This window comes from Kitasatospora sp. NPDC059812 (genome assembly GCF_042732075.1).
GTDB lineage: Bacteria > Actinomycetota > Actinomycetes > Streptomycetales > Streptomycetaceae > Kitasatospora.
Genome location: NZ_JBHWIO010000076.1, coordinates 41,179 through 42,584, shown reverse-complemented (window position 1 = coordinate 42,584; position 1,406 = coordinate 41,179). Strand labels below are relative to the sequence as shown.

Annotated in this window: 1 protein-coding gene; it reads right to left on the bottom strand. The window is 78.4% G+C overall.

The window, feature by feature from the left end; all coding sequences use genetic code 11:
* Nucleotides 1–346: 346 nt before the first annotated feature.
* The gene (locus ACFV6D_RS29760; protein ID WP_063350755.1) at nucleotides 347–1,234 is read right to left on the bottom strand and encodes a hypothetical protein; all 888 of its coding nucleotides are present in this window, start codon (nucleotides 1,232–1,234) and stop codon (nucleotides 347–349) included.
* Nucleotides 1,235–1,406: the final 172 nt, after the last annotated feature.

Here is a 1,406-nt window from a genome sequence, read left to right as displayed (position 1 = left end):
CCGCGCGCGCGCGCCCCCTCAACCCACCCCCCAACCTGCCCGCCGCGGGGCCGCCCCCCCGCCGCGGCCCCCGCCCCCGCCCCCCCGCCCCCGCCGCCCCCCCCCCCCCCGGGGCCCGGGTCTGCTTCGCCATCCACCAGAACACACCCAACCCGCCACGAACCACCCGCCTTGAGGCGGCCTCCAGTGGATCTCCAGCGCCCGCACACCGCCCCCACAGCCCGGCCCGGGCCGCCGCAAGCGGAAGGGGGCACGTCGGGTGGGGCGGGAGACGGACCCGGAGTCCAGGCCGGACGTGCCGCCCGGGTGGGCGCGGGTGGTCGGCATCGGGTGAGCTGCCGACGGCTCAGGGCAGTAGCAGGCCCGGGACGAGGACCAGGCCGACCAGGCCCGCGACCAGGGTCGGCAGGCCGGTGACGCCCATCCACACCAGGTGGCCGGCGAGCCCGCCCGGCGTGTCCGCCGACAGGCGGCCGGGCACCACCAGGACCGTGCGGGGCCGCGTCACGTCCTGCACGTCGGCGGCGCTGCACTCGTGCCGCTGCGCCGTGCCGAGCTGGTCGGTCACCCGGTAGGTGTACCGGAGCGTGCGCCGGGTGCTGCGGGAGTGGCCGCGGACGTCGTGCACCCGGTACTCCCCGAGGTAGGAGCCGGTGAACTCCGCCGGGCGGAGCTCGCCCAGTGCCTGCTGCTGGCGCCAGTAGCGGAGCTGCCAGGGCAGGTTCGCCGCCCAGGCGGCGCTCACCCACCAGGCGGTGAAGCCGGCCCAGACGAACCCGGCCCGCACGGGGTGGCCGAGCAGGGCCAGGGCGACGGACTCGGTGAGGCAGCCGGCGAACAGGGCGAGGAGGCCGAGCTGCCAGCCGGCGGGCCGCAGCGGCCTGGGCCGCCGGAACGGTTCGACGCGGATCCGCGTCGGGTCGGCCGGAGCCTCGGCGAGCCGTTTCAGCCGTTGCGCGTTGATGGCGTCGGCGAACGCCTGGGCCTTGGCGTCGGTCGTGCCCAGGCGGAACTCGGAGCGCTCGCCGCGCCCCGGCGGGTCGACCTCGACGCACAGGTCCCAGAGCACGCCCCGGCCGGGGACGGCGTGCACCCGGTGGATCCGGCCGTAGGGGATGTGGAAGGCCTCCGGTTCCTCCTGCCACACCAGCGCGGATCCGGTCATCCGCACCGAGCGCCGGCCGAACCAGGTGCGGAGTTCCCTCGGCGGTGCGAGTACTGCCTGCCCGGCCATCGCTGTTCTCGTGCTCCCCCGTGACGTGATCTCGGCCGCGTGATCATATAGCCGCGGCGGCCCCCCGAACGGCCGCGGGGGGGGGGGGGGGGGGGGGGGCCGCGCCCCCCCGCGGGGGGGGGCCGCGGCCGGCCCCCCCCCCCGCGCGGCGGGGGCGCCCAGCCCCGGCGGG